The organism is Saccharobesus litoralis, from assembly GCF_003063625.1.
In the GTDB taxonomy this organism is placed as follows: domain Bacteria; phylum Pseudomonadota; class Gammaproteobacteria; order Enterobacterales; family Alteromonadaceae; genus Saccharobesus; species Saccharobesus litoralis.
In genome coordinates, this window is record NZ_CP026604.1 from 3,843,284 (window position 1) to 3,868,645 (window position 25,362).

Below are 25,362 nucleotides of genomic sequence, written 5' to 3' on the forward strand. Positions count from 1 at the left end.
TATTTATGGGCTTATCCCTAATTTTTAGTGACTTTGCTAGCTGCTATGCGTTTTAATTCCATAGCAGCTTGGCTGTCCCATCTCGAATCCATCCATCCAGCCAATATCGAACTTGGCCTTGAGCGTATTAAGCGTGTTTACCAAAGCTTAAACCTGAATTTATCAAATAGTCAGGTAATTTTAGTTGGTGGTACCAACGGTAAAGGTACAACTTGTGGCTTATTACAGCATGTCTTGACTCATCACGGTTATCAAGTTGGTTGTTATAACTCTCCTCACATGAACGATTATCGTGAGCGAGTGACCCTGAATAATCAATGGTTTAGCGAGCTGGAACATTGTCAAGCATTTGAATGTGTTGAACAAGCCCGTGGTGACATCAGTTTAACTTACTTTGAAATGGGTACGTTAGCGGCTTTAGTTTTGTTGGCACAAGCACAACCCGATTTTGTTATCCTAGAAGTCGGTTTAGGCGGCCGTTTAGATGCAACCAATATTGTTGATAATGACCTCGCTATTGTGACTACGGTGGCATTAGATCATATGGATTGGTTAGGTAATACCCGAGAGAAAATTGGTTTTGAAAAAGCTGGGATTATGCGTCATTCAGGTTTAGCTATATGTGGCGATCTAGAACCTCCGCAGTCTTTACTTGATCATGCTAATGAACAAAAAGTTGATTTAACCTGCGCGTTAACCGATTATCAGTGGCAGAAAAGTAATGATGTTTGGCAATTTACCATGGCGGACAAATCGTTTTCTGATTTACCTGTGCCTCACATGCCACTACAAAATGCCGCGACTGTCTTAGCTGCATTAAATAAATTAAATATTGTTCTTGATAAAAAGCTATTGCAGCAAGCTTTATCAAGTTTCAGTTTAGCAGGGCGTTGGCAGGTTATTGCTCGTTCACCTGATGTTATTCTTGATGTAGGCCATAACGTACAGGCGGCAGAATATATTAAACAACAGCTTAATGCGTACTTGGTTAACAAACCTCAAGCTAAGGTTTATGCTGTTGTCGGTATATTAAAGGATAAAGCAGTAGAAGAAACCGTGCAGGTTTTTGCAGATTGTTTTGCTCACTGGTATCTGTGTTCGACATCGGGGCCAAGAGGCTCCAAAGCGGCAGATTTACAGCAATTTTTACCACAGGGTATATCTTCGTCTGCTCATGATAGCGTGGTTCAAGCGTATCAGGCCGCGCGGGACAAAGCGTCACCCCAGGATATAATTTTAGTCTTTGGCTCTTTTTTAGTCGTTTCTGATATTTTAGCGTTGGAAAATCAAAATAGCAGGGTTATTGAACCGTGAGTCGTTCCTTTCAAAATCGTTTAGTTGGCACCATAGTGTTTGTCGCGTTAATGGTTATATTTTTACCTGAGCTGTTGGATGGCAAGAAGCAGACATATAAAGACACTTTTCAACAGATCCCGCCAGCTCCTTCATATGATTTACCAGATAGTACGGTTATTTTCCCGCAACAAGAATTTGATGAAATGATGCCTAAATCATCGTTAAGTGATGAGCAGGCCATTGATGATCAATTGACTAGCAACACGCCAAATGACAGCAACCTTGAACAAGAGCCTGTATTAAAAGACGCTAAGACCGGTTTGTCGCCAGAAAGTCATTCTGAGCCTTTAGGTGATGTGGTTGCTAGTAACCGTAACAAAGAAGCCGATACATTAGTCATTAATGTCGCAGACGAGCAGGCCAAACTGCCTGAAAAATCACCAGAAACAACCCAATATAATAAGCCTGCATGGGTAGTGCAATTGGGTAGTTTTAAACATAAAAAGAATGTTGAAAGTTTAGTCAGTAATTTAAAGCGCGAAGGATATTTGGTGTTTACTAAGCCAATAGAGACTCAGTCTGGTACCTTAACTAAGGTATTTGTTGGGCCAGATTTAGATAAAACTAAATTAGAGTCTGCCATTCCTGCATTGAAAAAGCTGACGAATCTTAGTGGTAAGTTAGCTGTCTATACGCCGGCTAATTAGCGCTGGCAAGTCCGTTATTTATAACTTGTTTGTATGACTTGGAATCATCTGATTTTCCAAGTTTTTTTATTTTTGTTAGGCAATACATTGGGCATCTGTTAGAATTCGCCCGCATTTTCGACACGACAACGTTCGTTAAAACTCTGATTGACTGAGCAATGGTTTGGATTGATTACGCCATTATTGGTGTTATAGCGCTATCGACTTTAGTTAGCTTGATAAGAGGCTTTGTAAAAGAAGCACTTTCATTGGCTATTTGGGCGTCTGCGTTTTTTGTTGCTAGTCAATTTCATCAAGACCTCGCCGTTTTCATTACTCAGGTTCAGGAACCTACACTTCGTAACGCAATTGCTATTGCAGCTTTGTTTGTTGCCACGATAGTGGTGGGTTCATTAATCAATTATCTTGTTGGATTACTTGTACAAAAATCAGGCTTGTCAGGAACCGACCGGATGCTTGGCCTAGTTTTTGGTGGTTTGCGAGGTGTGTTAATTGTATCGGCTGTACTATTCTTTTTAGACGCGTTCACTCCGGCAGGGCAGTCTGAGTGGTGGCAACAGTCGATATTGATCCCAGAGTTTAAAGTCGTGATTGAATGGTTTTTTGAGTACCTTAAAAACTCATCCAGTTTTTTAAATGACGTCAAGCCTGTATAAGAGGTAATTTACTCATGTGTGGTGTGGTTGGAATTGTTTCTCATTCTCCCGTAAACCAATATTTGTACGATGCATTAACTGTGTTACAGCATCGTGGTCAAGATGCAGCAGGCATAATGACAATCAACAATGGTATGTTCAAACTGCGTAAGGCTAATGGCTTAGTACGCGATGTTTTTGAACAAAAACATATGTTCCGCTTGGCGGGCAACTGGGGGATAGGGCATGTTCGCTATCCTACAGCAGGTTCTAGTACTTCAGCTGAAGCTCAACCGTTTTATACCAATTCTCCTTTTGGTATTTCTTTAGCGCATAATGGTAACTTAACCAATGCTGAAGATTTACGGGCAGAGCTGAAAAGTGAAGCACGTCGTCATGTTAATACGTCTTCTGACTCTGAGTTGTTAATGAACTTATTTGCTCACCAAATATGTGAATCAGCAGATATGGATCTTCAACCTGAAAACGTATTTACCGCAGTTAAAGCTGTACACAAAAAAGCCCGTGGTGCTTATGCGGTAGTTGCAGCGATTGTTGGCTATGGCTTGGTAGCGTTTCGTGATATTAACGGTGTACGTCCTTTGGTATTAGGGCAGCGTGAAGCAGAACAAGGCATGGAGTACATGGTTGCTTCTGAAAGTGTTGCGTTGGATGCCGTGGGCTTTAGTTTTGTGCGCGATGTAGCACCAGGTGAAGCTGTTTATATTACCGAAGATGGTCAGTTATATAGTGAACAGTGTTCAGATGAAGCTAAATTAGTGCCTTGTATCTTCGAATATGTTTATTTTGCGCGACCTGATTCTGCAATTGATGGCATTTCTGTTTACGATGCTCGCGTACAAATGGGCAAAAAATTAGGGCAAAAAATTAAGCGTGTATGGGATCATCTTGATATTGATGTTGTTATTCCTATTCCTGAAACGTCGTGTGATATCGCCCTTGAAATTGCCAGTACACTAAATATTCCATATCGCCAAGGCTATGTTAAAAACCGCTATATCGGTCGTACCTTTATTATGCCGGGTCAACAACAGCGTCGTAAATCAGTACGTCGTAAGTTAAATGCGATTGCTAGCGAGTTTAAAGGCAAGAATGTTTTATTGGTTGATGACTCAATTGTGCGTGGTACAACATCTGAGCAAATTATCGAAATGGCTCGTGAAGCCGGCGCGAAAAAAGTCTATTTTGCATCTGCCGCACCAGAAATTCGCTTCCCTAACGTATATGGCATTGATATGCCAACGCCAAATGAGTTGATTGCTTACGGGCGTGATGTTGAAGAAGTATGCGAGATGATCAAAGCGGATGGTCTTATTTTCCAAGATATTGAAGATTTAGTTGTGGCGGTTAAAACCGGCAACGAAACTATCAGTAAATTTGAAACGTCTGTTTTTGATGGTAATTATATTACGGGTGATGTTACGCAAGAGTATCTTGATCGTCTTGATAATATCCGTAATGATTCAGCAAAAGCGCAAGAGAATCAAAATCAAACGGCCAGTTTAGATATTCATAACATCAACTAATTGGCAGTAAAATGAATATAAGGCCACACGGTAATACCCTGTGGCCTTTTTTATTCTTGCTTATAGAAAGCCGCTATAAATACCCAAGTTGTAATTGGTTACAATAGTAGCGGATCTGCTACAGGCTTGGTTTGTAGGTCGAAGCTGCTGCTTCGTCAAGGGCTTTAAATCCGACGCACAGGATTTTGTTCCCGACAAATCCTAGGTACCTGCTATCTTGCAGGCACCAAAAGTAGGCGTTTTAAGCGAGCGATATTAAAGACCCGTTCCATTGTTGGACTGAATTTGTAGGGCCGAATTTATTTCGGCTAACACAAGGTTTGTCGATGTAAAATCGACCCTACAATTTAGCAAATGGTTATAAATTCAACTGTTCAAAGCTTTTAAGTTAAGGTATTAGCCCTGTTCAATGTTAAGAAAAAAGCGTTAAGGAACAAGTAGAACATATAAACAGCTACGACCCTATTTGATCAAAATTGTAGCGCATTATTGTAGCGAATTAGCAATGCGCGGCGTTGTTATAACGCCCACTTTATTCATAACAGCTAACTAAGCAGTTAATTAAAAGAAACGGTATGTCATTTAAACGGATTGAAAGCCAATCACAACTCGATGCGCTCTGCGCTGAACTCGCTCAACGTCAAGTTATTGCCATAGACACTGAATTTGTCCGCCAACGAACTTATTTTCCTAAGTTGGGGTTAATTCAAATTAATTGTGGTCAACAACTGTATCTAATTGACCCGTTACCCATGACAGATTGGCAAGCGTTCAATGCTATTTTAAGTAATGCGAATATTATTAAAGTTATTCATTCGTGTAGTGAAGATATTGAAGTGTTTAAATCGGCACTTAACAGCCAATTAGCAGGCTTTTTTGATACACAAATAGCCGAAGCGTTTTGTTCAGGTACTACCGCATTAGGCCTAGCGGTATTGGTTGAGCGTTATTGCCAAGTTAAATTAGATAAAGGTCATGCTAGAACAGATTGGTTACAACGACCATTAGCTGAAGCGCAATTAAGCTATGCAGCTGATGATGTGCGTTGGTTACTAGATGTTTATCAGCAGCAACAGCAAAGCTTATCAGATAAATCTGAATTAGTGATTAATGACGTGGATGCCATCATTAATAAAAAGTATGAGCCTCTAAATGCAGAATTGGCTTGGCGCGACATTAAATCAAATTGGCAATTAACTTCTCGTCAGTTAGCGGTACTAAAAGAGCTCGTTGAATGGCGACTGAATCAGGCATTAACCCGTGATTTAGCGGTTAATTTTGTAGTGAATGAACGCAGTTTAGTTTTATTGGCTCAAAGACAACCGACGAGTCTCAATAGCATGAAGAATATTCCGGGTATCCATCCTATGGAGATCCGCAAACATGGAAAAGCCATGTTGGAATGCATTAAACGGGCTAAGTCGTTAGACATTAGTCAATGTCCAGAAAAGGTTAAGCGTCTATCAGAACAACCCAGATATAAGACGATTTACGCTCAGGCGAAAGCCAAACTGCAATCTATAGCTGATGCAAATGATGTGAGTATTGAGCTACTTGCTTCTAAGCGGCAAATTAATCAGTTTATTGCGTATCATTGGCAGTTGTTACCTTGGAGCCAAGAAAAACAACCTGAGCTGGCTGTTGGCTGGCGCGGTCAATTAGTTAATCAAGCTTTGTTAGATATTGTGCTCTGCGAGCAATAACTCTTTTATTATTGCCGCTACTCGGTAATTTAAGCTACACTGCAAATAGAACAAAGTTAATGGCTTAGCTTTGTTCTCCACGCTTCACTCACTAAATCCTAGTTGCTTACGTTGTCTTATCTTTAATGGTGAGCCTTCATGGGCTATTCATTCTTAAAATCCTTTGCTTGGCATATGCCTTTTTTTTCAGTCATAATCCGCCAACTTTAAGGAAAATTTATAACAATAGGAAAATTACAATGCGAATGTCTATTCGTTTGTTTGTGAGTCTTTTGGCTTTAATACTAAGTCACTTAGTGAGTGCTGAATCGCTGCAAAATGACCAAGGAACATCAGCCTCTCTACGGCAGTTTGATCATATAGAACAATTTTTTATTGTTGGTTCAGGTTATAAAGAATACCAAGGCAGTCCTGCGATATGGGTGGGGTTTTCTAAGCCAATAGACGGTCAACAAGATTTAGCAGATTATTTTGAATTAAGCAATATTCTCGGTTTAGTCGCCGGAGGTTGGATAATTGATGCGTTAGGTACTAATGCTTATTTTCCTAACGTACAAGCCAGTACTCAGTATGAATTAACGGTATCACAACATATCAAGTCGGCAGATGGCATTAGCCTAGATACAGCACTTCACAAAACAATCAAAACACCAAAAATTGAACCAGGAGCCAGTTTTATTCACAGTGGCGCTATTTTAAATCCGGCAATGAGTGAAGGGTTACCTATTCTCGCAGTGAATGTTGATTACGTGGATGTCGATTTTTATCGTATTGCTCCACAGCAGTATCTGAATAGCGTCATTCGTAAAGCAACCGCTAATACGTCGAGTTATCGAATAGACAATTTAATTAAACATGCAAAACTTGCGTTTTCTCGTAAATATCAAACTAAAGGTAAACGCAATCAAAAACAAAGGTTTGTATTGTCAACCCAAAGTGCTGAAGCATTGCATGAACCGGGTATTTACTTGGCCGTTATGCGCGTACCAGGTCAGTACCAACGTTATGACACAGCCTACTTTAATGTTAGCCAAATAGGCATTGAAGCCCGAAAATATAAAAACGAACACCTAGTCACTTTATTTAACCAAAACACGGGCCAGCCTAAAGTCGGTGTAGCGGTTGAAGTGCTTGATGGCAAAGGCGAAAAAATTGGCAATAGCTTAACAACCAACCAGTTTGGTCAGGTCAGTATTGCACACCATAAAGATGTGCGCCTAGTCGCAGTTGCACAGGGTAATGAATTTAATGTTTTAGCTTTGACTAGCAGCCAACAACTTGATTTACGCGATTTTTCCGTCCAAGGCAGACAATCGCAGCCCTATGATTTATTTGTTTGGGGGGCGCGTGATCTCTATCGTCGTGCAGAGCAAATTGATTATTATGCTTTATTACGCAATCAAGACGGTATGCCTGTTGGGGATGTGCCAATTGAATTAAATATTATCGCTCCCAATGGTAAAACCCTATCCACGCGAACGTTGAACCCTAGCGACTCTCATTACCACTTTACTTATAAAATTGCCGAAGATGCAATAACTGGCCCCTATCGTTTGCAATTTAAGTTTGGTAAGCAGGTTTTTAAACATGTGTTTCAAGTTGAAGACTTTATGCCTGAGCGCTTAGAGATGGAGTTTGTTCAACCGCTTGAATGGTTACCTCAGTTTGGCGAAGGGCAGCAAGCTATGTTTGGTAAATACCTATATGGTGCCCCAGCTAGTGGCAATAAAGTGGATGGCCATGTCATTTTACAAACGACAAATCAAGCGCTTGCCAATCAATCTGGTTATTATTTTGGCCAAGTTGAAAAATTAGGTGTGTTGAAAAAGGCATCACTAGCTAAAGCGCTGTTAGACGGAGATGGCGCACATACTTTCTATTTAAAAAACATATGGCGTAAATACCAGAGTGCGTTGCAACTTACCGGTTATGTTAATGTTTATGAATCGGCAGGGCGCAAGGTAACAGATAAGTTCCAGCAAATTTGGTGGCCTCACAACACCATGCTGGGTATAAAACCTGCGTTTGAAAAACTGACTGCTGAACAAAATAGCCAAGCAAACTTTTCATTGATCCGCGCGGATAATCAAGGTGAATTAGTTGACGATGAAATTAATGTTGAAGTGATCCGTCACCACATTGAATACTCATGGCAACGCGGTCGCCACGGCGCTTGGGAACGAACCGAAACCAAACAGACTTACCCCGTTTGGCAAAAATCCTTAGTGTTAAATAAAACTGCCCCGCTAGATATTTCCGTACCTGTAGAATGGGGTAAATATCAATTACTGGTAACGTCCAAAACCGATGGGCGTAAATCAAGCTTATTTTTTACCGCAGGCCAAGGTTGGTATCGACGATGGGCCGCTGATAATGGCAATGATATTCGTCCTGATCAAATCAAGATCGCTTTTGATAAAGCTATGTATAAACAAGGCGAACGAGCACAAGTCAAAGTGTTTTCGCCCTATGCAGGTCACGCTCAGGTTAAAATTGAGTCCGATCAATTGCTGTGGCAAAACAGTGTTGCTTTAGTAAAAGGAGAGAATCAACTTGAGGTCCCGATTGGAGATTGGCAACAACATAATGTTTATTTGAGTGTTTATCAAATAGCGCCAGCTCAAGATGGGCAAGGTTTACGCCGAGCAATCGGTGTACAGCATCTTGTACTAGATAGAAGCGCCCGTCAGTTAGAGGTGCAATTAACCGCTCCAGCTAAGATTGAACCTGAACAAAATGTTGTGGTTAATGTGACTGTTCCCAACGCTACACAAAATACCAAAGTGGTGGTGGCAGCAGTAGACGTGGGAATTTTAAATTTACACGATTTTAAAACGCCAAGTCCGGACTCTTTCTATTTTGGTCAACGCGCCTATGAGGTTGAAATACGAGATAATTTTAGCCGTATTATTCAACCTAATCGTTATGCAAATGCAGATATTTTATGGGGTGGGGGAGCAGAGTTAGCACACGGTGGTAAGCAAGCTCGGGCACAAGTGCAAATTGTTTCTTATATTTCACCACCTGTCGCGTTAGATCAAACCCAGCAAGCTGCAATTTCATTACCTATTCCTTATTTTAATGGTCGCCTAAGGTTAATGGCTGTTGCGTTTAATGATGAGCAATATGGCGCTGCAGACAGTCAAATAACAGTGGCAGATAAGTTGGTAACGCAAATAGGCATGCCAAGATTTTTAGCCGTTGGTGATAGTGCGCAAATCAGTTTAGATATGACTAATATGACCGACAAGAAAATGGATTTACGGGTTAACTTAACCGCAACCGATCTACAAGCTGAACCTGTGAAACAAACTGTTTCGCTTGGTGCAAACGAAAAGCGAGTTTTGCAGTTAAACGTCAGAGCAAATCAATTTACGGATAACGCACATATCGGTTTACTTGTCACCAGCTTGAGTAACAATGAACGAGCAAATATCAGTGAGCCGTTACGGATTGATCGTAATTGGCCAATCAGCATTCGCTATGCTTATCCAGCAGAACGCTATAGCGAGAGTTTCACGCTAGCAGCCAAGCAACAGCACCAATTTGAGTTAAGGCCTAAAGACTGGCAACCCGATATTGAATCTAGTATTAGTTTGGCGCAACGCCCAGAATTCAATTTAAGTGAACAGGTTTCTCGTTTATATCGTTTTCCTTTAGGCTGTCTCGAACAAACCAGTAGTCGTTTGTACCCTTGGCTTGCTTTACCGCCAAATCAGCGTCATCAATTACAAAGTTTTATTAAAGACCTTAATGTCGACGAGGTGGTGACTAGTGGTGTGGATAGAATACTCAGCATGGGGACAGGAACAGGGGCGTTAAGTTTATGGCGTAATGGTGCTGAACACGCATGGTTAACGGTTTACGCAACAGACATTTTGATTACAGCTCAACAAGCGGGTTACTTCGTAGCGGAAGATAGGTTAACTGTTTTGTATAAAAAGTTAGCGCAATATTTACGCGGTGGTTCTATATTTGATGGCTATGGTGATATACCGCATTATCGTTTTGCGACACGCAGTTACGCAGCCTATGTGTTGGCTAAGTTAAATAAAGCGAACTTAGGTCATATGCGTAAACTGACAAAACTCAAAGATAATGCCAATTCACCTTACGCCATGATCCAACTAGCTGCGGCATTTAAATTAATGGGGGATAGTCGGCAAAGCCGAGATATGTTGCGTGCTGCAAAAAACAAGCGCTTTAACAATCGCTACGCCAGTGATTACTCAAGTGTTACTCGTGATAAAGCAGCGACCATCAATTTGTTACTGCAACATGATTTGGATAAAGGTTGGGCGCAACGCTTGGCATTTAATTTATGGAATGGAGTGCAAGGTCGAACTTGGTTCAGCACACAAGAACGCTTGGCTTTGGTACTCGCGGATATTGCACTAGCCGAGCATTTTTCCGGACAATTTAATTACCAATTATCGGTAGCAGGTCAACAGTTCACAGGGCCTGACGAAAGTAGCGCCTTTTATCGGTTAGATGGGATGTCGATCGCCGGTAGTCAATTACTCAATCAATCGAATCAAGATTTGTATGTCACGCGTATTACTCAAGGTTACCCTTTGAATCCTCCCAAACCTATTAGTCAAGGCGTTGATGTAACACGTGTTTTTTATTCTATTGATGGCAAGCCCATGAATATAGCGACTGACAAAATAACCAGTGGTGATCGTTTTATTGTTCGCTTATCAGTTTCTGCAGATCAAGTGCTGCGAGATTTAATGCTAGTGGACTTGCTACCCGCGGGCTTTGAAATTGAAAACGCCGAGCTTAATCAACTGGTTGATTTACAATCGTTAAAATTAGCTGGAAAATCAATTCAGGCTTTAATGAGTAAAGGGGCGATTGATTATCAAAGCAGTTTAGATGATAGATTTGTTGCGGCTATTAACGTTTCCAAGTATCGCGCGACTGAAATTTTTTACGTGGTGCAAGCGGTTACGGTGGGTCAATATATTCTGCCGCCGTCTATAGTTGAATCTATGTATCAGCCTGATATTAAGGCGATAGGCTCAAGCGAACAACAAATTGAAATTGTCGCGGATTAACAGCCTTGCAAAGTAGATACTTAAAAAAATGGGCCATCGTATTATTAGCGGTGAGTTTATTGCTCGCCGCTTTAGATAGGCTATTCCCACTTGATTTAAGTTATCAAACTGATAATGCCAGCGTGGTGTTGGATAAAGACGGGCGCTTGTTGCGCGCGTTTGCCAATAAACAAGGTGTTTGGCGGTTTCCTATTACACCTCAGCAGGTTCATCCTGATTATCTTCAAGCCTTATTTACTTACGAAGACCGTTATTTTTACTATCACCCTGGGGTTAACCCCATCTCGATGATAAGAGCGCTAGCCCAAGCTGCTTATTATGGAGAAGTCGTATCGGGTGGCTCAACGATTACCATGCAGGTCGCTAGATTATTGCACCCTAATAAACGCAGTGTCAGTGGTAAGCTTTATCAAATATTACGCGCGCTGCAATTAGAGTGGCATTTTAGCAAGCAACAAATTCTCACCATTTATTTGAATATAGCGCCGTTTGGCGGCACTTTGCAGGGCGTTCAAGCGGCCAGTTTAACTTATTTTGACAAACCTGCCAGCGATTTAACTCAAGCCGAAGCGGCATTATTGGCGGTACTACCGCAATCACCCACACGTTATCGCCCTGATCTCCATCCTGAAGTCGCAAAGTTAGCCAGAAATAAACTATTGCAACGTATGGCAGATTTTAAGGTATGGCCGCAAATAGACGTTGACCAGCTTAAACAAATTCCTGTTTATGGAGAGTATTACCCCTTACCGCAAATAGCACCTATTTTGAGTCGGCGATTGCATCAGGCAAGTCATAAGGGCCTATATCAAACCTTTATTGATCGTGAATTACAGCAGCGTTTGGCCTATCAAGCTAAAGCGTATGTACAATCAATTTCGGATGAAATGTCATTGTCGACCATAGTTATGCATGCTCCCACTGGTGAAGTTAAAGCTTATATCGGTTCGGCTGATTTTCATTCTGCACGTCGTCAAGGGCAGGTCGATATGGTTACGGCTACACGCTCACCGGGTTCGACCTTAAAACCTTTTGTCTACGCTCATGCGATGGAGCAAGGGTTAATCCATGAAATGAGCCTATTGCAAGATGTGCCTATCGTAAAAGGGCTGTATCGACCGACTAATTTTAATCAAGGTTTTAAAGGGCCGGTGAGTGTTAAGCAAGCTGTACTGGAAAGTTTGAATATTCCCGTTTTACAAGTTATCAATCACTCATCTGTGTATGCATTAACCGCCCGTTTACACAATGCCGGCGCTGACCTTATTTGGCCTGAGTTGGCGACAGCTAATCATTCTTTAGTATTAGGCGGTGTCGGTACTCAGTTAGAAAGCTTAGTCTTATTGTATTCTGCTTTTATTAATCAAGGCGTTGCGGTAAAGCCTAGATTTAGTACCGAACAACCGATGCAAAGGCGTTTTTTACTTAACCCTGGTTCGGCTTGGATAATGCAAAATATTTTGCGTCAACAATATCAAGGATGGCAGCATGTAACAGAACGAGACGGCTATGCAACATCCAGTATTGGCTGGAAAACAGGAACCAGTTACGGCTATCGAGATGCTTGGGTAATCGGCTTTAAAGGGGATTACATCATTGGGGTTTGGTTAGGACGCCCCGATGCCAAGCCTGTTTTTAATAATACCGGCAGTCAGAATGCTTTACCTTTCTTTTTGCAAATTGCAGAACAATTAGATAGCCAAACTATCCCTAACAAACCTAATAATGTTAATCGCCAAACCATATGTTGGCCATTAGGTACTCGCTTAACTGATCCTAGTCAATGCCATCAAGCGTACCCAACTTGGCTACTGGATGATGTTGCGCCACCCACTTTAAGTTCTCATTTAGTGGAAAACGCCCAAAGCTTAAGTCAGGCCATCTGGTTAGAACCCGATGGCTCACGCTCTTTGCAATCTTGTGCCAGTAAAGATGCTCGCAAAATAGAAATGAGTTTCTATCCTATAGCGCTTGAGGCTTGGGTCGATGAACGTTGGCAAAGGCAATTTCGCTTACCGGCATTGTCACCGAGCTGTGTTAGCCATCATGTAACAAACTCGCGTTTACAAATTTTGTCCATAAAACCAGACAGTATTTTGGTTAGACGAGACAAAAGTTTACCTATGGCGATAACTTTACAAGCCAATCAGCACAATACGGATTTGTTTTGGTTTTTAAACGGAGAATACTTGCCACAAGCCGATGAAATACAACTGACAGCTGCAGGCCAGTATCAGTTGGTTGTTAGAGACAGGTTAGGCCGCAGTGATAAAGTGGTTTTTACACTTGATTAATTAAGAGATTAACTAAGTTGGATATGCCTTTCGTTATTGCGAGTTCGAGCAAAGGTTTCCTGAATTATAATAGCGTCGTTTGATGCTCGGTGACGTTTTAGATTGAGTTCGCTTGTCACTAGTTGCTTGGTTTTGTGCCAACTATTCATCTGTTTTTCAGATAAAATGGTTTCGATAGGACTCAGTCTAAAGCTGGGCGTAATACCAGCAGCGTAGTAAAGTTGTTTTAACCAAGTGCTATCAACAACCCAGCCATCGCTATACAGGGTTAAATTATCGAGTAAGCTATTGAGCTCTAACGCTATGTCTCTTGGATGGCGTCCTTGTTTGGTCAGTAGTTCGCGACTAATGCCATGCGTTCGCTCTGCCTGTTGGTCCCAGTGGTGCCAGTCTTGGCATGGGTGGATTAAACTGCAATATTTATCGTTATTGGGTAAAACTAAACCAATTTCTATTGGGTAGCTGCTCGATCCTAAACCCGATGCTTCGATATCCATAATTGCGGGTCTGTTGATAAATTGATCCCGAGTCGTTGGCTCTGAGACAAGAATGCGGTTTGTTGGTTCTTGGTTGGGTTCTGAGACAACAGGGGAACTGGCTTGGCTGTACATATTAATCCTTCAACAACTTGTCCGTATTGGGCGACGTGTAAATTTGACTATAGACTAAGATCCTCAAACCGCCAGAAAATTTCATAAATTGCGATAGATTGAGTATTCATGCGGTTCAAACCGCTAAAATTACGTTAAAAGCTAAATATTTAGCTTAGATTAGCTTGTGACTTATTGTACAATCGCCGCCCACTATCCGAATCATTTTGTTTGGCTGACTTTTTGTTAAAAAAGTTGGCGAGGCAACCAAAAATAAAATTTTCTGTTTAGGTATTTTTCGAATGAATTTAGACGCTATTGTGGCTAGCGCCAAACAAGCAGTTGAGTCAGCCGATGATCTCGCTGTGTTGGACGACATTCGCGTTCAGTATTTAGGTAAAAAGGGTGAGCTAACCCTACAAATGCGCGAGTTAGGTAAACTTCCACCGGAAGAAAAGCCAAAAGCGGGACAAGCAATAAACCAAGCTAAACAAGCAGTTCAAGGTTTGATTAACGATAAAAAATCAGCAATGCAACAAGCTGAGTTAAATGCGAAACTAGCTGAAGAAACCATTGATGTGACCTTGCCGGGACGAGGAGCTGACGTAGGTGGCTTGCATCCTGTAACTCGCACAATCGAGCGTATTCAAACCTTTTTTGGTGAACTAGGTTTTCAGGTGCGTACCGGCCCTGAAATTGAAGATGACTGGCATAACTTTGATGCATTAAACATCCCTGATAATCATCCTGCACGAGCTGATCACGATACGTTTTATTTTAACCCTAAATTGGTTTTACGTACTCAAACCTCTGGGGTACAAATCCGTACTATGGAAGCGGAACAACCGCCACTGCGTATCATTTCACCAGGTCGTGTTTACCGTAATGATTATGATCAAACCCATACGCCGATGTTTCATCAGGTTGAAGGTTTGATGGTAGATAAAAATGTTAGTTTTACTGAGTTAAAGGGTATTTTACACGATTTCCTGCATAACTTTTTTGAAGAAGATTTACAGATCCGTTTTCGACCTTCTTTTTTCCCGTTTACGGAACCGTCAGCCGAAGTGGATGTGATGGGCAAAAATGGCAAATGGTTAGAAGTTCTAGGCTGTGGCATGGTGCATCCTAATGTATTACGTGGTGTCGGCATTGACCCAGAAGAATATACAGGCTTTGCATTTGGTATGGGTGTCGAGCGTTTAACTATGTTGCGTTATGGTGTAAACGATTTGCGCGCCTTCTTCGAAAATGATCTTAGATTCATCAAGCAGTTCAAGTAAGCAGGGGATATAAAAATGAAATTTAGCGAAGCTTGGTTACGCGAGTGGGTAAACCCTGCCATTACCAGTGAAGAATTAGTTGAACAAATCACCATGTCTGGTTTAGAGGTTGATGACGTAGCTGACGTAGCCAAGCCTTTTAGTGGCGTGGTTGTTGGTGAAGTCGTTGAATGTGGTCCACACCCTGATGCCGACAAATTGCAAGTGACAAAAATCAATGTTGGTGAAGATGAGTTACTCGACATTGTTTGTGGTGCTAAAAACTGTCGCTTAGGCTTAAAAGTTGCTGTAGCTAAAGTCGGCGCGGTTTTACCGGGCGACTTCAAAATCAAAAAAGCCAAACTACGTGGCGTGCCTTCATTTGGCATGTTGTGCTCAGAAGCTGAGTTGGGCATGGCCGACGAAGCACCAGGTATTATGGAATTGCCACTGGATGCTGAACTAGGTTCAGATATTCGCCAATTCTTAAAACTGGATGACAAAGCCATTGAAGTCGACTTAACGCCAAACCGCTCAGATTGCCTTGGTATTCGAGGTTTAGCTCGCGAAGTGGGCGTGTTAAACCGCCTAGATGTGACCGAGCCACAAATTAATGCGGTTGCTCCGAGTATTGATGCAAAAGTTGCAGTTTCTTTGCTTGATGCAGACTCCTGTCCTCGATACCTAGGCCGTGTTATTAAAAATGTTAATGTTAAAGCCGCTACACCATTGTGGATGGTTGAGAAACTACGCCGCAGTGGTATTCGTTCAATCGATCCTGTGGTTGATGTTACTAATTATGTTTTACTTGAATTAGGTCAACCGATGCACGCTTTCGATTTGAGTAAAATTGACGGCGGTATTCAGGTTCGCAAAGCGCAAGCTGGTGAAAAACTGACTTTGCTTGATGGCAATGAAGTGACACTGAAAGACAATACGCTAGTGATTGCCGATGACAGTAAACCACTTGCTATGGCAGGGATATTCGGTGGTCAAGATTCTGGCGTGACCAGTGAAACGACCGATATCTTATTAGAAAGTGCGTTTTTTGCTCCTGATGCAATTAAAGGGATCGCTCGTCAGTATGGTTTGCACACTGACTCATCTCATCGTTTTGAACGTGGTGTTGATTATACATTGCAGGCTAAAGCGATTGAGCGTGCCACTCAATTGTTATTGGATATTGTTGGTGGGGAAGCGGCTGATGTCGTTGAAGCTGTATCAGAGCAAAACTTACCTGTAGCGCCTGTCGTTACATTACGCCAAGCAAGGCTAAATCGCGTGTTAGGTGTCGAGCTTGCAGTTGATGAAGTTACCGAGATTTTAGAACGTCTTGGTTTAGCGGTTGAAGCTAAAGATGATGCGTGGCAAGTCACCGTACCGAGCTATCGTTTCGATATATCAATTGAAGTCGACTTAATTGAAGAAGTTGCGCGCGTTTATGGTTACAACAATATTCCTAATGTGGCACCGCAAGCTAAGTTGACCATGGCTAAACATAAAGAAGCTAAAATTTCTTTAGATAAGTTACGTCGCGTACTTGTGACACGTGGTTATCAGGAAGCCATAACCTACAGCTTTGTTGATCCTAAAATCCAAACAGCGTTATACCCAAACCAAGAATTTTTAACCTTGCCTAACCCAATTTCGGCTGACATGTCAGCTATGCGTTTAGGCACTTGGCCTGGTTTGTTAAGTTCGGTTGTTTATAACCAAAATCGTCAACAGCCTCGTGTTCGCTTGTTTGAATCAGGCTTGAAGTTTGTGCCTAATAAGGAAGCTGAAAACGGTGTTGAACAAGTACCTGTAATTGGCGGTGTAATAACGGGGACACGCTCTGGTGAACATTGGACGTTAGAGACGACGGGTGTGGATTTTTACGATGTTAAAGCCGATGTTGAGGCGTTACTAGCATTAACATCAGACTTGGCTAGCTTCGAGTTTAAAGCTGAAACACATAGTGCGTTGCACCCAGGACAATCAGCGGCAATTTATCGTCATGGTAAACGTATTGGTTTTGTTGGTGCTATTCATCCTCAAGCTAATAAACCGATTGGTTTAAAGGGTAAAGCTTTCTTGTTTGAAATTGAGCTAGCAACACTGTTGGACAGCCGAATTCCTCAAGCGACTGCTGTGTCAAAATTCCCTGCAAATCGCCGTGATCTAGCTTTTATTGTCAAAAATGAAGTAAAATCTGGCGAAGTGCTTGAATTAATTAAAAAAGTTGGCGGAACTGACTTAGTTGACCTAAACTTGTTCGATGTATACCAAGGACAAGGCGTTGATGATGGTGATAAGAGCTTAGCGGTTGCTTTAACTATTCAAAACGTTGAACGTACCTTGGAAGATAAAGACATTACTGCGTTGGTAGACGCGGTGGTCGACAGTGTCCAACAACAATTTGATGCAAAGTTGAGAGATTAGCCATGGCTTTAACCAAAGCTGAAATTGCTGAACATTTATTTCTAAAAGTGGGATTAAATAAAAAGGATTCTAAAGATTTAGTGGAAGCCTTTTTTGAAGAAATACGCCTAGCATTGGAAGAGGGCGAACAAGTAAAGCTTTCGGGTTTTGGAAATTTTGATTTACGAGAGAAATCAGAAAGGCCGGGACGAAACCCTAAAACGGGCGAAGATATTCCTATCTCAGCGCGCAGAGTGGTGACATTTCGACCTGGGCAAAAGCTAAAAAGTCGAGTTGAAAATGCCGGTGAAGAACATTAACCGCCTTTAAGTAAACTTGTAGAATCGACTATATAAAAGCCAATACTGAATATTTTAGTATTGGCTTTTTTGATCTTATTATCTTTATTGTATGCGAGCATTTATGCTTGCAGAACCTGCAAACCGTTTTGCCCATTAAAGCAAAAATATCAAAAGTAGAGCCTTGTATGCCCAGTCTCGTCACAAGGCTATTTTTTAGAAGATTAGATGCCGCAATAAGCTAGGCATAAAAAAAACCGCCTAGCAGGCGGTTTTTGGGTGATGATAATTCACTTAATGATTAACGCTCAATTTTAAGTACTTGCGCGTATTTAGAAGGTGATTGACTTGGTAAGGTTACTTTTAAGCCATTTTTAGTTTGTTTGAAATTTAATTCACCCTCGTGACCAATCATAGAAATTTTCGCTATCTTATGTGGGTAGCGCTTATCCGTGAATGAGCGGATAGTAATTTCTTTGTTGTTACCAGGCCAAGCTAAAATAGTTGCGTAAACGGTGTCACCATTACGGGTGAAACGAATATCGCTGCTGTTAAAGTCTTTACGATTCTTTTCAGCATCGTTTGAGTGCTTACCATCTGGTACGTAGGTTTCACCTTCACCGTAAGCTTCCCAAGGACGAGTATTGTAAATGGCTTCACCATTTAGCTTTAACCAACTACCGATTTCAGCAAGTAATTCAACTTCTTTTTGAGGAATAGTACCGTCTGGTTTAGGACCAATGTTAAGCAACAAGGAACCATTTTTACTAACGATATCAATTAAGTCATCAACAAGAGAGTTTGCATCACGATATCTGTGGTTAGTGACATAACCCCATGACGATTTAGATACAGACGTATCCGTTTGCCAAAAGTAAGGATGGATGTCAGTCATACCACCACGTTCAATATCTAATACGGCTGAACCAGGTAAGAAAGAACGCATATGCTCATGCTCTTTGTAGTTAAGCGCAGGCATATTTTCCCAGTTTAAGCCTTTGTTGTAATAGTAGCTGGCAAATTGCTTAACGTGATCATGAAATGGTTTCGATGCGATCCACCAGTCAAACCAAATTAGCTCTGGCTCGTATTTGTCAACGATCTCAACAGTACGTAATAACCAGTCATCCATAAATGCTTTGCTTGGCGGTGTTAAACCGTTTTCAGACGATTTACGATTGACGGCCGGGCCATATAAGTCACGGAAAGCTTCGTCTTGTACATCTGATGGCACTTCACGGCCACCATCAAAGAACCACCAGTTTTCTGCACGATGGCTTGATAAGCCAAAATGAATATCAGGTTTTTTCGCCGTTGCCGCTTTTAACTCAGCAATAACATCACGCTTTGGTCCCATTTCTACTGAGTCCCAACGTGAATAAGAGTTATCATACATTGAGAAGCCATCATGGTGTTCAGCTACGGGGACAATGTAACGAGCACCAGAATCTTCAATGATATTCAACCATTCGTCAGCGTTAAATTTTTCCGCTTTAAACATAGGGATGAAATCTTTGTAACCAAACTCTTCAATAGACCCCCATTTTTCTTGATGGTATTTCATTTCAGCTCGGTCTTTTTGATACATATGACGTGGATACCATTCGCCATTATGGGCAGGAACAGAGTACGCACCCCAGTGAATGAAAATACCGAATTTGGCATCTTGGTACCAATCTGGAATTTTATACTGAGTCAATGATTGCCAATCAGCTTTAAAAGGACCTTGATTAGCAAATTCTTCAATTTGCTTTAGTTTTTCAGCGTGTGAGGTTGATTGCGCAGTGTTAGATTCACTGGCATTCATGCTACAGCCAACTAAGCCCGCGGCTACAGCTGCTGCGAGTGCCGTTTTTGCAAAAGAAATAATAGTTGTTTTCATATTGTATTGTGGTCGTTAGTTTAATTAACAAATCTCTAACCATAATATAGTCTGGAACAGACATTTATTGCAAGATAAAATTCACATATAAAACCAATGTTTTGCATAATCCTATTTAACTCTCTGTTATCAAAGGGAATAGATCGATGTAATATATTGGCGGATATTTAAGTTAACCTATTGATAATAAGCCTATAATTAAAAAGGGTATTGTTATCATTACTATTGGTTTGTCAGATTCTTGCAATTAAATGCCAGAATCAAGTGATGATCATATTTGTTTTGATGTGTATTAAATATGAAATATTTTTATCTGAACAGTGTATTTAATTTTACGTGCTTTCGCTTTTTTAATTCCCTTTGCCTTTTGCCGTGCACCGTGAAAAAACGGTTTTAAAGTATTAAGTTTTTGTGGGTATTAACTGTGGGTGAGCATTCATGCTTGCAGAGCCTGCAAACCTTTCTATCCAACAAGCTAAGTCTCGCCTTGTATCTACAGCAAGCCTACAAAGTTATAACTTATCAATGAAGACACTTGCTACTTGAAATGCTGAATAGTTACGTTTAGATGCGCTAGCTTTGTATTCTTAGGTTTGACTCGAAATCTTGCGCCACTTTTTTCACCAGAGGTATCAATTGGCAGGTTTTTATAAATACATTGAGTAGTTAAAGTATAATTTATTAGATCAATATTCACTGCATATAAATAATAGCTAGCTATTGTTTACTGTGCCAATTTTAAATTCACTTCATAATCTTTAAGTTAGCAATCCTGATTTTTTAAATTAGAGCTTAACTTATTGAATATTAGTATTTTAATTGAAATTTTTGTTAGGTTTCTCGTTCTACCGCTGCGCTTCATATTAAATAAAGTGATAAAAATTGCAGATTAAATATTAATTTTGTATTTAAATTATGCTGTTTGTTTGTGAAATTTTTGTTTAGTATTTAAATTAGTTTAATGAGCGATAACCGTGAATATTACATTTTAAAGAGGTAAGGGTATGAAGTTTTTAGCTTTATTAATTACGTTATCATTATTAGTTGCTAATGCCCCTATGATTGCTTAGGAGTTACGAGATGTCGACAAAATTATCGTACCGTCAGCGCATGCATCGAGCTCGGGTCGCTTTAATTGGTCAAGTCGTTACAGGCTTGGTTTGTTTAGTTTTTTGGTTTGTGGTGTGGGGGCTGTTAATTAAGTAATCTACCGACTTTCGCGGAAAATAACGGCTTTAAACTAGCAATTTTTTGTGGGCGACATTTTATGTTTACAGAGCCTGCAAACCTTTTTATCCAACAGAGCAAGACTCGTTAATTTTTGGCTCTGTCTGGATCTTAAAATTCCCCATGCAATGACTTAGCTTTAACTAAATAATAAATCTTTCTTTTATAGTTAATTTTCCGTCAAACCATTTTGTAAATTGAATACAAAATAAAAATAAAAATTGTTATTTGAAATTATAAAATTCTATTTAATTGTTTAACTTTGTTTTTCAAGAAAGGTGAGCGAAGGTTGATAGGTAACAGATATAAAAAAGCCACGACAAATAAAATACCGTCGTGGCCAAAGTAGCACACACATAACACGATTAAACCGCAATCAAGGGACTTACTTCAATGCAGAAACAATCGTAGTATTTAATTTAGCTTATTTTTTTATTTTGTCAATATATAAAGTGCAAAAATTAAATATGATTAGTTTTGTGTGTTTGGTTGTGATCGTTTTTTATCATTTCACTTAACTTTTTATCTTAGATTCATGTTTACTAATTAGTGTATTTGTCGCAAAGTATGCCGCATAAAAGTAGGAAGGCTCAAAGAGAGCGAAAAAAGAGCGAAGAGAGAGCAAAAAATGACATCTATTTTGATTATTGGCGAATGCATGCTGGAACTAAAAGCACAGGACGAACACTCATTAAGTAAATCATTTGCCGGTGATACATACAATTCAGCTGTTTATGCCAAACGTTGGTTTGCAGATGCGAAAGTAAGCTACTTTTCAGCTGTTGGTACTGACGAATTCAGTCAACAAATGGTACAGCGTTGGCAACAAGAAAACATTGATACCGAATGGGTATTAGAAAGTCAGACCGCTCAAGTAGGGATTTACTCTATTCATACCGATGAAGCAGGTGAGCGCAGTTTTGCTTATTGGCGAAAAGGTTCTGCGGCAACGCAAATGATGCAATTGTTAGGTGATAAACGCCAAGGCTTAATCGATGCTGGCTTTGACTGTTTATACTTCAGTGGTTTGAGTTTGGCCATTTTATCCGATGAAGACAAACAAGCATTGATTGATCTAGTTGCAGACATTCGTGCTAAAGGATGTAAAGTCGCATTTGATCCGAATTACCGTGCAAGAATGTGGCGTGATAAAGAGCATGCGATTGAGTGGCTGGAAAAGGCTTATGCTGTGAGTGACATTTTATTCCCAGGTTTAGAAGACCATGAAGATATGCTGGGTCAATCGACTAAAGATGCTGTTGTTGATTATGTAAGCCAATACAAGGTTTCAGAGTCAGTCGTTAAATGTGGTAAAGATGGCGTTTACGTTGTTGAAAATGGTGCTGATGAAGTTCATTTACCATTTACCCCTGCGCCAGTTCAAGTCGATGCTACCGCAGCTGGTGACTCGTTTGCCGGTACTTACTTAGCTTCTCGCCTGTCAGGAAACAGCACAGAACAAGCCGTGAAAGACGCAGCTAATGTAGCTGGTTTTGTCGTGCAGCATCGTGGTGCTATTGTGGATATTGATGTATTCAGACAAGCATTTCCTGCGTAAATAGATGCTTTTAGGGGCGTTTTATATAACGCTCCTAATTTTTTCATTTTTACTATCTCCCTATGGAGTATATAGTCTTCTCGCTCAGGCCTTATGGTTCATTGTCAGCGCTTACTCTCCCCAATCACATAATAGAGCATATGCTCATGTGGATTCGAAGCTTGACGGCTTTGCCTATATGGATGTAGGTACTTAGGTTTCGTCTGGAACTAGAAACCTGCCCCTAAAACCTGATCGCTTTGACTATAGTTAAATTATCTGTGTAATTTTAAGCCTTCCAAAAATCAATATTTAGTCTTGTTAGCTCTAAATATTCTACTAATCTTCGCCGAACGATCTGTTTGATCTAGCATATGTCAATATAATCAATTGTTAATTGCAAACGTATGGCTTGTCCGCATTGATTGGATTTGCCTGATAAGTTATTCTGATCGAACGCTTTGAATTCAGGCGCTTATAAAGTGTTTTTGAGTTCTCACAAACAAATTGCAGAAATGTAGCTGAATAACAGTCATTTCTTAGCTTAATATTATGACTTTCGTTTAGCGTTAATTACGCCTAAACGGTATTATCTCGAGGCAGAAAATGAAGTCAAAATCCGATATCGGAGTGATTGGTCTTGCTGTAATGGGCGAGAACTTAATCTTAAATATGGCCAGCAAAGGCTTTACCGTAACCGCTTATAACCGCTCTACAGACAAAGTAGAAAAGTTTGTTACAGGTCGTGCAGAAGGCAAAACTATTCGTGGTGCATACTCAGTTGAAGAGTTAGTTGAATCATTAGCGGCACCACGCAAAATTATGATTATGGTAAAAGCCGGTGCGCCGGTTGATGCCACGATTGAATCACTTATTCCGCATTTAGATGAAGGCGACATCATTATTGATGGCGGTAACACACATTACCCAGACACTATCCGTCGTGAAGCTTACCTTAAAGAAAAAGGTATTCATTTTGTAGGGGCTGGTGTATCTGGTGGTGAAGAGGGTGCATTAACGGGTCCTTCAATTATGCCTGGTGGTTCGTTAGAAGCATGGCAGCATGTTAAGCCTATTTTCCAAGGTATTTCTGCCAAGGTTGAAGGTGGTGAGCCTTGTTGTGACTATGTAGGCGAAAATGGCGCTGGCCACTTCGTTAAAATGGTTCACAACGGTATTGAATACGGCGACATGCAATTATTGTGTGAAGCGTATCAAATCATGAAAGAAGTGGTTGGTTTGTCAGCCGATGAAATTCATCAAGTATTCAAACAATGGAATACCACTGAATTAGATTCTTACCTAGTTGAAATCTCACGCGATATCATGGCGTTTAAAGATGAAGACGGTGAGCCACTAGTTGAGAAAATTCTTGATACCGCTGGCCAAAAAGGTACAGGTAAATGGACAGGTGTGGTTGCACTAGATTTAGGTGTTCCACTTACTCTTATCGCGGAATCAGTCTTTGCTCGTTGTATTTCTGCATTGAAAGAAGAACGTGTTGAAGCATCTAAGATTTTAGCAGGCCCAGAAAAGTCATTCACTGGCGACAAAGCAGCGTTTATCGAAGACTTACGTCAAGCGGTATTAGCGTCGAAAATTGTTAGTTACGCACAAGGTTATACCTTAATGCGCGAAGCGGCTAAAGAGTTCAACTGGAACCTTAACTACGGCGGTATCGCGCTAATGTGGCGTGGCGGTTGTATTATTCGCTCTGCTTTCTTAGGTGACATCAAAAAAGCCTTTGAGAAGAACCCAGAGCTTAATAACTTATTGCTTGATGACTACTTCAAAGAGACAGTTGTTAACGCCCAATCAAGCTGGCGTAATGTTGCAGCGACTGCAATTGCTAATGGTGTGCCAGCGCCTTGCTTAACTGCGGCACTTAACTACTTTGATGGTTACCGTACAGCACGTTTACCGGCTAACTTGTTACAAGCGCAACGTGATTATTTTGGTGCTCACACTTATGAGCGTACAGATAAGCCACGCGGTGAATTCTTCCATACTAATTGGACTGGTCGTGGTGGCGATACCGCTTCTACCACTTATGACGTTTAAGCCTATTAACGGCTAAATTGCTCAAATAAAGGTCGCTAAACGCGGCCTTTTTTATGCCTTAAATCCACAAGTTATTTGTCAAACTCAACTTTTCACAATACCTTAGCGCTATTGAAAACTACTTTTAAAGATTATGAGCCAATCAACAAGCAAAATTAGACCCTTTCAGCAATTGGTTATGGATATGCAACAAGGCGAGGGTGACCAAGCTGCATTTTTTAAAACCTTCCTTAATACTGAGTTTTATACGGCGTTTGCTAAACGCGATGTGATAGGCAAAGAAGGCGTTGAAGAAAACCAAACGGAGTTTGATTTCGTATTGTTTGCATCACAACAAAACTCAGACAAACAAACCGTCGTGATCTCAGAGCAAGCCAGTTATATTCAAAAACTTGGTGCTGAGCAAATTATGTCAATCAAGGGTGGTGAGCTACTGCAAAGTATATATCCTGATGTTGAGATCTCGATCGCCTATGATAATTGTGGCATTGGTATGCCCGTTGATATGATCGAATGGCTAAAAGGCGCCATAAAAAAAGACGCTTAGGCTGCTCAAAACTCCCCCTACCTCTCTCTATACTAATCAGTCATGACCCAGTAAAACAGAGTGTGAAAACTCTGTTTTGGTTTCTTATTGCACTCCGTTATTGCCATTTTTTCAAATTCCATTTCATTTTGAGCGATTCATCGCCCTGATGTATAGCGAGTGAATCATAAAATACCCGTCCGTTTTTACTGCATAACGCTATTGCATGATATTTCGCATACGTATGCATATAAGCTGTAAAACTTGCAAAATATGTTTACATTTTTGTAATCAAATGAATTTTATCAATCCGGTAAGTGGTTGATAAACAAT

General features: G+C 40.7%; 15 protein-coding genes. 13 read left to right on the forward strand and 2 right to left on the reverse strand.

The window, feature by feature from the left end:
- The first annotated feature begins 45 nt into the window (after nucleotides 1–45).
- From folC to pbpC, 7 genes are all read left to right on the forward strand, one after another.
- Entirely contained in the window at nucleotides 46–1,314 is a 1,269-nt protein-coding gene (gene folC / locus C2869_RS13855; protein ID WP_108603503.1) for a bifunctional tetrahydrofolate synthase/dihydrofolate synthase, read from the forward strand.
- Entirely contained in the window at nucleotides 1,311–2,003 is a 693-nt protein-coding gene (locus C2869_RS13860; protein WP_108603504.1) for an SPOR domain-containing protein, read from the forward strand. The genes folC and C2869_RS13860 overlap by 4 nt, the downstream gene beginning before the upstream one ends.
- A gap of 158 nt (nucleotides 2,004–2,161) precedes the next feature.
- On the forward strand, nucleotides 2,162–2,659 hold the full coding sequence (locus tag C2869_RS13865; protein WP_108603505.1) for a CvpA family protein: 498 nt from the start codon (nucleotides 2,162–2,164) through the stop codon (nucleotides 2,657–2,659).
- 14 nt (nucleotides 2,660–2,673) lie between these two features.
- On the forward strand, nucleotides 2,674–4,185 hold the full coding sequence (gene purF / locus C2869_RS13870) for an amidophosphoribosyltransferase (RefSeq protein ID WP_108603506.1): 1,512 nt from the start codon (nucleotides 2,674–2,676) through the stop codon (nucleotides 4,183–4,185).
- A 575-nt stretch (nucleotides 4,186–4,760) separates the two neighbouring features.
- Entirely contained in the window at nucleotides 4,761–5,888 is a 1,128-nt protein-coding gene (gene rnd, locus C2869_RS13875) for a ribonuclease D (protein ID WP_108603507.1), read from the forward strand.
- Between the two features lie 239 nt (nucleotides 5,889–6,127).
- Nucleotides 6,128–10,948 carry an alpha-2-macroglobulin family protein gene (locus tag C2869_RS13880; RefSeq protein WP_159084175.1) on the forward strand — a complete coding sequence of 1,607 codons (4,821 nt, stop codon included), beginning with the start codon at nucleotides 6,128–6,130 and terminating at the stop codon, nucleotides 10,946–10,948.
- 5 nt (nucleotides 10,949–10,953) lie between these two features.
- Complete coding sequence (gene pbpC / locus C2869_RS13885) at nucleotides 10,954–13,242, forward strand: penicillin-binding protein 1C (RefSeq protein WP_108603509.1); 2,289 nt, start codon at nucleotides 10,954–10,956, stop codon at nucleotides 13,240–13,242.
- A gap of 8 nt (nucleotides 13,243–13,250) precedes the next feature.
- Here the strand turns inward: pbpC and C2869_RS13890 are convergent, their stop codons facing one another.
- Nucleotides 13,251–13,853 carry a 3'-5' exonuclease gene (locus tag C2869_RS13890; RefSeq protein WP_228710668.1) on the reverse strand — a complete coding sequence of 201 codons (603 nt, stop codon included), beginning with the start codon at nucleotides 13,851–13,853 and terminating at the stop codon, nucleotides 13,251–13,253.
- A 281-nt stretch (nucleotides 13,854–14,134) separates the two neighbouring features.
- Between C2869_RS13890 and pheS the strand changes: the two genes are divergently transcribed.
- Genes pheS through C2869_RS13905 form a run of 3 tightly spaced genes read left to right on the forward strand, consistent with a single transcriptional unit; the run spans nucleotide 14,135 to nucleotide 17,817 of the window.
- Complete coding sequence (pheS, locus tag C2869_RS13895) at nucleotides 14,135–15,115, forward strand: phenylalanine--tRNA ligase subunit alpha (RefSeq protein ID WP_108603510.1); 981 nt, start codon at nucleotides 14,135–14,137, stop codon at nucleotides 15,113–15,115.
- Nucleotides 15,116–15,130: 15 nt separating this feature from the next.
- Entirely contained in the window at nucleotides 15,131–17,518 is a 2,388-nt protein-coding gene (gene pheT / locus C2869_RS13900) for a phenylalanine--tRNA ligase subunit beta (protein ID WP_108603511.1), read from the forward strand.
- 2 nt (nucleotides 17,519–17,520) lie between these two features.
- Nucleotides 17,521–17,817 carry an integration host factor subunit alpha gene (locus C2869_RS13905; protein WP_108603512.1) on the forward strand — a complete coding sequence of 99 codons (297 nt, stop codon included), beginning with the start codon at nucleotides 17,521–17,523 and terminating at the stop codon, nucleotides 17,815–17,817.
- 280 nt (nucleotides 17,818–18,097) lie between these two features.
- On the opposite strand, the gene C2869_RS13910 is transcribed toward C2869_RS13905, so the two are convergent.
- Complete coding sequence (locus tag C2869_RS13910) at nucleotides 18,098–19,678, reverse strand: alpha-L-fucosidase (protein ID WP_199915571.1); 1,581 nt, start codon at nucleotides 19,676–19,678, stop codon at nucleotides 18,098–18,100.
- A gap of 1,855 nt (nucleotides 19,679–21,533) precedes the next feature.
- Between C2869_RS13910 and C2869_RS13915 the strand changes: the two genes are divergently transcribed.
- The 3 genes from C2869_RS13915 to C2869_RS13925 all read left to right on the forward strand — a co-directional run bounded on the left by C2869_RS13915 (nucleotide 21,534) and on the right by C2869_RS13925 (nucleotide 25,050).
- Nucleotides 21,534–22,463 carry a sugar kinase gene (locus C2869_RS13915; protein ID WP_108603513.1) on the forward strand — a complete coding sequence of 310 codons (930 nt, stop codon included), beginning with the start codon at nucleotides 21,534–21,536 and terminating at the stop codon, nucleotides 22,461–22,463.
- A gap of 585 nt (nucleotides 22,464–23,048) precedes the next feature.
- The gene (gnd, locus tag C2869_RS13920; protein ID WP_108603514.1) at nucleotides 23,049–24,503 is read left to right on the forward strand and encodes a decarboxylating NADP(+)-dependent phosphogluconate dehydrogenase; all 1,455 of its coding nucleotides are present in this window, start codon (nucleotides 23,049–23,051) and stop codon (nucleotides 24,501–24,503) included.
- Between the two features lie 178 nt (nucleotides 24,504–24,681).
- Nucleotides 24,682–25,050: a hypothetical protein gene (locus C2869_RS13925; protein ID WP_159084176.1), complete on the forward strand. Its 369-nt coding sequence runs from the start codon at nucleotides 24,682–24,684 to the stop codon at nucleotides 25,048–25,050.
- Nucleotides 25,051–25,362 lie beyond the last annotated feature (312 nt).

What these genes read in the sequence shown, in the direction of transcription:
- C2869_RS13915 (WP_108603513.1), top strand. Translation starts at nt 21,534, where the DNA reads ATGACATCTATTTTGATTATTGGCGAATGCATGCTGGAACTAAAAGCA.
- gnd (WP_108603514.1), top strand. Translation starts at nt 23,049, where the DNA reads ATGAAGTCAAAATCCGATATCGGAGTGATTGGTCTTGCTGTAATGGGC.
- C2869_RS13905 (WP_108603512.1), top strand. Translation starts at nt 17,521, where the DNA reads ATGGCTTTAACCAAAGCTGAAATTGCTGAACATTTATTTCTAAAAGTG.
- C2869_RS13880 (WP_159084175.1), top strand. Translation starts at nt 6,128, where the DNA reads ATGCGAATGTCTATTCGTTTGTTTGTGAGTCTTTTGGCTTTAATACTA.
- pheT (WP_108603511.1), top strand. Translation starts at nt 15,131, where the DNA reads ATGAAATTTAGCGAAGCTTGGTTACGCGAGTGGGTAAACCCTGCCATT.
- folC (WP_108603503.1), top strand. Translation starts at nt 46, where the DNA reads ATGCGTTTTAATTCCATAGCAGCTTGGCTGTCCCATCTCGAATCCATC.
- C2869_RS13865 (WP_108603505.1), top strand. Translation starts at nt 2,162, where the DNA reads ATGGTTTGGATTGATTACGCCATTATTGGTGTTATAGCGCTATCGACT.
- purF (WP_108603506.1), top strand. Translation starts at nt 2,674, where the DNA reads ATGTGTGGTGTGGTTGGAATTGTTTCTCATTCTCCCGTAAACCAATAT.
- pheS (WP_108603510.1), top strand. Translation starts at nt 14,135, where the DNA reads ATGAATTTAGACGCTATTGTGGCTAGCGCCAAACAAGCAGTTGAGTCA.
- C2869_RS13925 (WP_159084176.1), top strand. Translation starts at nt 24,682, where the DNA reads ATGGATATGCAACAAGGCGAGGGTGACCAAGCTGCATTTTTTAAAACC.
- C2869_RS13890 (WP_228710668.1), bottom strand. Translation starts at nt 13,853, where the DNA reads ATGTACAGCCAAGCCAGTTCCCCTGTTGTCTCAGAACCCAACCAAGAA.
- rnd (WP_108603507.1), top strand. Translation starts at nt 4,761, where the DNA reads ATGTCATTTAAACGGATTGAAAGCCAATCACAACTCGATGCGCTCTGC.
- C2869_RS13910 (WP_199915571.1), bottom strand. Translation starts at nt 19,678, where the DNA reads ATGAAAACAACTATTATTTCTTTTGCAAAAACGGCACTCGCAGCAGCT.